The sequence below is a fragment of the Pseudomonas lopnurensis genome (assembly GCF_015070855.1).
GTDB lineage: Bacteria > Pseudomonadota > Gammaproteobacteria > Pseudomonadales > Pseudomonadaceae > Stutzerimonas > Stutzerimonas lopnurensis.
Genome location: NZ_JADDIX010000025.1, coordinates 25897 through 31994, shown reverse-complemented (window position 1 = coordinate 31994; position 6098 = coordinate 25897). Strand labels below are relative to the sequence as shown.

General features: G+C 66.9%; 4 protein-coding genes and 1 pseudogene. 2 read left to right on the top strand and 3 right to left on the bottom strand.

All coding sequences use genetic code 11. The annotated features are described in order from the left end of the window. Window positions 1-120 precede the first annotated feature (120 nt). Entirely contained in the window at window positions 121-1455 is a 1335-nt protein-coding gene (locus tag IN820_RS05675; protein WP_268939434.1) for a cation:proton antiporter domain-containing protein, read from the bottom strand. A gap of 484 nt (window positions 1456-1939) precedes the next feature. Between IN820_RS05675 and IN820_RS05670 the strand changes: the two are divergent. Beyond that, window positions 1940-2792 (top strand): annotated as a pseudogene (locus IN820_RS05670) (LysR substrate-binding domain-containing protein). A gap of 33 nt (window positions 2793-2825) precedes the next feature. Here the strand turns inward: IN820_RS05670 and IN820_RS05665 are convergent. Next, on the bottom strand, window positions 2826-3023 hold the full coding sequence (locus tag IN820_RS05665; protein ID WP_193680042.1) for a DUF2934 domain-containing protein: 198 nt from the start codon (window positions 3021-3023) through the stop codon (window positions 2826-2828). Between the two features lie 249 nt (window positions 3024-3272). Here IN820_RS05665 and pgm point away from each other — a divergent pair, with 249 nt between their 5' ends. After that, complete coding sequence (pgm, locus tag IN820_RS05660) at window positions 3273-4937, top strand: phosphoglucomutase (alpha-D-glucose-1,6-bisphosphate-dependent) (protein WP_193680041.1); 1665 nt, start codon at window positions 3273-3275, stop codon at window positions 4935-4937. 42 nt (window positions 4938-4979) lie between these two features. Here the strand turns inward: pgm and pbpG are convergent, their stop codons facing one another. After that, entirely contained in the window at window positions 4980-5921 is a 942-nt protein-coding gene (pbpG, locus tag IN820_RS05655) for a D-alanyl-D-alanine endopeptidase (RefSeq protein WP_193680040.1), read from the bottom strand. Between the last annotated feature and the right edge of the window lie 177 nt (window positions 5922-6098).

The following is a 6098-nucleotide window of genomic DNA, read 5'->3' as shown; positions in this document are numbered from 1 at the left end:
TCCTGCACTCGTCAGTAAATGTCGACGAGCCATCCACAGGTTCGACAGCGTAACCATCTGCGCCGTATTCTCTTGAAGGAACCGCTGCCTTGCGCAGCGGCTCCCTACGCGCCGGTCGGCTCAGGCGGCCGGGCCCTGTTCCTGGCTATGCTCGGCGGGTCCGGCGGTTTGCTCCGTGGGCGCGAACTTCGACAGGATGTAGGCCTTCATCCCGCGTGCCAGCTCTTCTTCGTCGAAGAACACCTGGCCCAGCTCCTGCTTGCGGAAGATTTCCACCGCGTCGGCACTGTGGGTGCGGATGACGATCTCGATATCCGGGTTCAGCGTCCGGGCGATCTCCACCATGCGCTGGACGTTCAGCGGGTCGGGCGTGGCGATGACCAGCATGGCCGCGTCGGCGATGTGCGCCTGGATCAGCGTGGCCGGATCGGAGGAATCGCCGCTCACTGCGACGAGGCCCTGGCCGCGGATCTTCTCCACCCGCTCGCGGTTCTGCTCGACCACCACGAAGGGGATGTTGCGCTCGCCCAGGGTACGGATGATGCGCCAGCCGACGCGACCGCAGCCGACCACCACCACCTGGCCTTCGAGGTACTTGCGCTCGGTACTCATCGGCAGCACCGCCAGCGGGTCCTCGCGGTGTTCGAGGCGACGGGCGAAGGCGGAGCGGCGCAGCGCCAGCTCCTTGAACGGCTTGATCAGGGAGAACACCGCCGGGTTCAGCGCGATGGAGATCAGCGCGCCGGCCAGCACTAGGCTCACGCCCTCCTGCGGCAGCAGGCCGAGGGACAACCCCAGGCCGGCGAGGATGAACGAGAACTCGCCGATCTGCGCCAGGCTCGCCGCCACGGTGAGCGCGGTGTTCAGCGGATAACGCAGGGCCAGCACCAGGGCGGCGGCGGCCAGCGACTTGCCGATGATGATGATCGCCACCACCGCCAGCACGTGCAGCGGCTCCTCGATCAGCACGCGGGGGTCGAACAGCATGCCGACCGAGACGAAGAACAGCACCGCGAACGCGTCGCGCAGCGGCAGCGATTCCTCGGCGGCGCGGTGGCTGAGGTCCGACTCGCGCATGACCATGCCGGCGAAGAAGGCGCCGAGGGCGAAGGACACCTGGAATAGCGCGGCGGCACCGTAGGCGAGGCCGATCGCACAGGCGATCACCGCCAGGGTGAACAGCTCGCGCGAGCCGGTCTTGGCCACCTGCATCAGCAGCCAGGGCAGGATGCGCCGGCCGGCCACCAGCATCATCGCGATGAAGCCGGCCACCAGCAGCAGGGTCTTGCCCAGGCTGTACCAGATGTTGCTCGCCGAAGCACCTTCCACTTCAGTGCCACCGAGCACGCCGGCCAGCGGCGGCAGCAGCACCATCACCGTGGCCAGGTCCTCGACCACCAGCCAGCCGACGGCGATCCGGCCGTTCATCGAGTCGAGGATGCCGCGCGACTCCAGTGCCTTGGAAAAAGGGGGACTGGAAAAAGGGGGACAGATTTATTTTTCTAGCAGGACGGGACATCGGCGAATAATAAATCTGCCACCTTTTCTCTCGCTTTTCTCCTCAGCAAAACACCACTCGCCACGTGTATCGAACTGGCATTGGGAGCGAACAGGGAAAAAGCGCGCCATCTGTACCTTCCTTGGAAACGGGCCGGTGCCACGTCAAGTTGCCGCAGCGAAACCGTGATCGAATGCGCAGTTGCTGCGCGTGATGGCACATTAGCCACTGCTTCCCTACGGGTAAAGCAGACGATGGATTAATCCTCGCTTTTCCTATTGCCACCTGATGTGTCATTGGCCCAGGGCGTGCGGGTGTTCGCCCTGTTGATCGGCTGCAGGGCAACGGCCAATCAAGATGCGATCGGCACCACCTGGTTGAAGCCATTCACCACTGCCGCCAGACTCCACCACTCCGCTCTCTTCCACACGCCCCCACCTTATGAAAACCAACCTCGACGAAATGCTCGCCTTTGTCAGCGTGGTCGACAGTGGCTCGATCAGCGCTGCGGCCGAGCAGCTGGAACAGACCGCCTCGGGCGTCAGCCGGGCGTTGAGTCGGCTGGAAGAGAAGCTGGCGGTGACGCTGTTGCGCCGCACCACGCGGCGGCTGGAGCTGACCGAGGAAGGCGAGGCCAGCGTGGAGGTAGCCGAGGAGCAGATGGCGCTGCGGCGGCAGGCGCCGGCCGGGCGCTTGCGGGTCAATACCGCGTCGCCGTTCATGCTGCATGTGATCGTGCCGCTGATCGGCGATTTCCGTGCGCGCTATCCGCTGATCGAGCTGGAGCTGCACAGCGATGACCGTATCGTCGATCTGCTGGAGCGACGCATCGATCTGGCCATCCGCATCGGTGCTCTGCCCGACTCCAGCCTGCATGCGCGGCCGCTGTGCCACAGCTTTCGGCGCGTGCTGGCGAGCCCGGGCTATCTGGCGCGGCATGGCACGCCGCAACAGGTCGAAGAGCTGGCCGGACCCAGCCTGATCGGCTTCACCGAGCCGGATACCCTCAATGACTGGCCGCTGCGCCATGAGCTCGGCCTGGCGCATCACGCCATCGCTGCGCGCTTCCAGCGGCGACACCGTGCGCGAACTGGCGCTGGCCGGCGAGGGCCTGGTCTGCCTGTCGGACCTCATGACCGAGGGCGACCGTGCCCGTGGCGATCTGCTGGAGGTGCTGGCGGCGCGGCGCGGCGACGGGCGCCAGCCGATCAACGCGGTGTATTACCGCAACACCGCGCTGGCCTCGCGCATCGGCTGTTTTCTCGATGACCTCAGCGAACGCTTGTGCGCTTGAGCCGCGCGTTCGGGCGCACGGCTGGTCGCTGCGCTACTGCTCGCCGCCCGTGCGTGGCATGGGAATGGCGACGCTGCTTTCGACGCTGCCGGCCTCGGCATCGCCTTCCTTGTAGAAAGGTTCGATCTCGCCCCTGGCACGCTGCCAGTGTTCGGTTTCCTGGCCTTCCGGCTGGCCCTCGGCTTGCCAGATCTCGTAGGCGCGCTGGCGAATTCGTTCGTCGGCGTTCATGGCTGAACCTCCGTATGACGGGCAGGCGAATGCCGGCCGCTAAGCAGAAGAACGGGCGGCTCGACGGAGGTTCCAGCCGGGCGACGAGTGCGCTCGGCTCAAGCGCAACGCGGCAGGCGAGGCCGAGCAGGGAACCGCCGCCGCTTGCGCGGTCGAAGCTCTGGATAAATGGCGCCGACTGGCGTTTCATTCGCTTTTCGCCGCGCCCGGACCGGCCGGCGTATCGTCTTATTCCTGAAGGACAGCCCCATGAGCATCGCCCCCAACGCAGGTCGCCTGCCCGACGTACACAGCCTGACCCACCTGCCGCGCCTGGTGGCGCGCTACTACAGCGACCGGCCGGACCCGAGCGATCCGGCGCAGCAGGTGGCGTTCGGCACCTCCGGGCATCGCGGCGGCTCGCTCAAGGGCAGCTTCAACGAGTGGCACATCCTCGCCACCACCCAGGCGATCTGCGACTACCGCCGCCAGGAAGGCGTCGACGGCCCGCTGTTCATGGGCATGGATACCCACGCGCTGTCCGAACCGGCGTTCATTTCGGCGCTGGAAGTGCTGGCGGCCAACGGCATCGAGACCCGCATCGACGCCGGCTGCCCGGAGACCGGCGGCGAGCCCGGCTACACGCCGACCCCGGCGATCTCCAATGCGATCCTCTCCTACAACCTGGGCCGCACGAGCGGGCTGGCCGATGGCATCGTCATCACGCCGTCGCACAACCCGCCGGGCGATGGCGGCTTCAAGTACAACCCCAGCAATGGCGGCCCGGCCGATACCGGCGTGACCAAGTGGATCCAGGAGCGCGCCAATGCGCTGCTGGTCGCCGGACTCGACGGCGTCAAGCGCATGGACTACCGCCAGGCGCTGCAGGCGTCGACCACCCAGCGCTTCGATTTCATCGACGCCTACGTCGGCGGGCTGGAGCAGGTGATCGACCTCGATGCCATCCGCGCGTCGGGCCTGACATTCGCCGTCGACCCGCTGGGCGGCGCCGGCGTGCACTACTGGCCGCGCATCGCCGAACGCTTCGGCCTGCCGCTGGAAGTGCTGTCCACGGTGGTCGACCCGACTTTCCGCTTCATGCGCCTGGACTGGGACGGCAAGATCCGCATGGACTGCAGCTCGCCGCACGCCATGGCCGGGCTGATCGAGAACAAGGACCGCTTCGACGTGGCCTTCGCCTGCGACACCGACCACGACCGCCACGGCATCGTCACCCGCTCCGGCGGGCTGATGAACCCCAACCATTACCTGGCCGTGGCCATCGACTACCTGTTCACCCACCGTCCGGGCTGGAGCGCGCAGGCGGGCATCGGCAAGACGCTGGTGTCCTCGTCGATGATCGACCGCGTCGCCGCCGGCATCGGCCGCCGCCTGGTGGAAGTGCCGGTGGGCTTCAAGTGGTTCGTCGACGGGCTGCTGGATGGCAGCCTGGGTTTCGGCGGCGAGGAATCGGCCGGCGCGTCCTTCCTCGACAAGCAGGGCGGTGCCTGGTCCACCGACAAGGACGGGCTGATCCTCGGCCTGCTCGCCGCGGAGATCACCGCGGTGACCGGCAAGGACCCGAGCGAGCGTTACCAGGCGCTGACCGAGCGCTTCGGCGCGCCGGTCTACCAGCGCATCGATGCCCCGGCCGACCGCGAACAGAAGGCGCGCCTGGGCAAGCTCTCGGCCTCGCAGGTGACGGCGAAGGAACTGGCCGGGCAGCCGATCACGCGCATCCTCACCGAAGCACCCGGCAACGGCGCGGCGATCGGCGGGCTGAAGGTGGAAACCGAAAACGGCTGGTTCGCCGCGCGCCCATCCGGCACCGAGGACGTCTACAAGATCTACGCCGAGAGCTTCGAGGGCGAGGCGCACCTGGCGCGCATCCAGGCCGAGGCCAAGGCGCTGGTGGATGCGGTGCTGGCGGGCTGAGCCCGGCTTCGTTTCGTCGTCCTCAACCGAACCGGCGCAGCCTCAACGCGCGCCGGCCACCGTTTGCGCGGCGTTGGCGGGTTGCCCGGCCAGCTGCCGTTCGGCCTGCTTCTGCTGCTTGTAGGCCAGGGCGGCCGCCGGCACCGGGGTGATGTTGCCGGTTTCCAGCCATTTCTTCAGGCGATTGGCGTCGGCCATGTGGGTGTACTTGCCGAAGGCGTCGAGCACCACGAAGGCCACCGGACGCTGGTTCATGGTGGTGCTCATCACCAGGCAGTGGCCGGCGGCGTTGGTGAAACCGGTCTTGCTCAGCTGGATGTCCCAGTTGGGCTTGCGCACCAGCGCGTTGGTGTTGCGAAAGCCGAGGGTGTAGTTGGGCTTGCGGAAGGCCACGGTCTTCTCGTCGGTGGTGCTGAACTGCTGGATCAGCGCGTACTGGCGGCTGGCGCGGATCAGCTTGACCAGGTCGTTGGCGCTCGACACGTTGCGCTCGGACAGCCCGGTCGGCTCGACATAGTGCGTCTGCGCCATGCCCAGCGCCCGTGCCTTGGCGTTCATCGCCTGGACGAACGCCGCATAGCCGCCCGGATAGTGGTGCGCCAGGCTCGCGGCGGCGCGGTTCTCCGAGGACATCAGGGTCAGCAGCAGCATCTCGCGGCGGCTGATTTCGCTGCCGATGCGCACGCGCGAGAACACGCCCTGCATCTCGGCCGCGTCGCGGATGGTGACCGGCAGTTGCTCGTCCAGCGGCAGCTTGGCATCGAGGGTGACCATGGCGGTCATCAGTTTGGTCACCGAAGCGATCGGGACCACCATGTCGGGGTTGATCGAATACAGCACTTCGTTGGTCTTGAGGTCGACCAGCAGGGCGCTGCCGGAGGCGAGTTCCTGGCTGGTCGTCTTGCTGGCGGCCCGGGCATGGGCGGCGGGCAGCGCGGCGACGCAAAGCAGCAGTAGGCAGGCCATCGTACGACGAATTTTCACGATAGGGGTTCCGGCTCGAAGGGGTTGGAATGGGGGCGCTGCGGGCGCTCTGCGCTGCAGTATAGGGAATGATTCGGCGAATCGCTCAGCCGCCTTGCGGGCAACGGATAAGGCTCTGTCCCCATTGCGTGTTGCTCGAAGTGTCGAGGTGTTCTGAACGTCCGTAGGAGCGGGCCG

Coding starts and splice junctions, on each gene's coding strand:
- IN820_RS05665 (WP_193680042.1), bottom strand. CDS start 3,023: ATGAACGCCGACGAACGAATTCGCCAGCGCGCCTACGAGATCTGGCAA.
- pgm (WP_193680041.1), top strand. CDS start 3,273: ATGAGCATCGCCCCCAACGCAGGTCGCCTGCCCGACGTACACAGCCTG.